The organism is Bradyrhizobium sp. NBAIM03 (assembly GCF_020194055.1).
Classification (GTDB): Bacteria; Pseudomonadota; Alphaproteobacteria; order Rhizobiales; family Xanthobacteraceae; genus Bradyrhizobium; species Bradyrhizobium yuanmingense.
Genome location: NZ_JADYVS010000081.1, coordinates 1 through 1,263, shown reverse-complemented (window position 1 = coordinate 1,263; position 1,263 = coordinate 1). Strand labels below are relative to the sequence as shown.

Genomic DNA, 1,263 nt, shown 5'->3' with positions numbered 1-1,263 from the left:
CGGACCTGTTAATAATTCCTCACCCGCAAGGGCGGTTGAGCCCGGATATTACCTTCCAAAACCCGATGTTTTAGCGGCAGAAACCTAGCTTCGGTCCTTGCGGGCCCCTCCCCCCCTCCTATATGAGCCTCAATCATCGCAATATCGCGGATGTTTGATCTTAGGGGGTTTCGGTTCGGGTGCCTCTTGGGCCCAGCCAACCTGCCGCAAAAAGAAGGATATCAGGACCATGGGAAAGGTCATTGGGATCGACCTCGGCACCACGAATTCGTGCGTCGCCGTGATGGATGGCAAGAACGCCAAAGTCATCGAGAATTCCGAAGGCATGCGCACGACGCCTTCGATCGTCGCCGTCACGGATGACGGTGAGCGCCTCGTCGGCCAGCCGGCCAAGCGCCAGGCCGTCACCAATCCCGAGCGCACCTTCTTCGCAGTGAAGCGCCTCATCGGCCGCCGCTACGACGACCCGATGGTCGAGAAGGACAAGAAGCTCGTTCCCTACAAGATCGTGAAGGCTTCCAACGGCGACGCCTGGGTCGAGGCCGACGGCCAGACCTACTCGCCCTCGCAGGTCTCGGCTTTCATCCTGCAGAAGATGAAGGAGACCGCGGAAGCCCATCTCGGCCAGAAGGTCGAGCAGGCCGTCATCACCGTTCCCGCCTACTTCAACGACGCTCAGCGCCAGGCGACCAAGGACGCCGGCAAGATCGCGGGGCTCGAAGTGCTGCGCATCATCAACGAGCCGACCGCGGCCGCGCTCGCCTATGGCCTCGACAAGACCAAGGCCGGCACCATCGCGGTATATGACCTCGGCGGCGGTACGTTTGATATCTCCATTCTCGAGATCGGCGACGGCGTGTTCGAGGTGAAGTCGACCAACGGCGATACCTTCCTCGGCGGCGAAGACTTCGACATGCGCCTCGTCGGTTATCTCGCCGACGAGTTCCAGAAGGAACAGGGCATCAACCTGCGCAACGACAAGCTCGCGCTGCAGCGCCTGAAGGAAGCCGCTGAAAAGGCCAAGATCGAGCTGTCGTCGACGACGCAGACCGAGATCAACCTGCCCTTCATCACCGCGGACCAGACCGGCCCGAAGCATCTGACGATGAAGCTCACCCGCGCCAAGTTCGAGGCGCTGGTCGACGACCTCATCCAGAAGACCGTCGAGCCCTGCCGCAAGGCGCTGAAGGACGCCGGCGTCACCGCCGGTGAGATCGGCGAGGTCGTGCTGGTCGGCGGTATGTCGCGCATGCCGAAGGTCCA

The 1,263-nt window shown here is 61.8% G+C and carries 1 protein-coding gene; it reads left to right on the top strand.

From position 1 onward, the window contains the following. Positions 1-229: 229 nt before the first annotated feature. A partial coding sequence (locus tag I6F21_RS37470; RefSeq protein ID WP_225184350.1) for an Hsp70 family protein occupies positions 230-1,263 on the top strand: 1,034 nt, incomplete at its 3' end.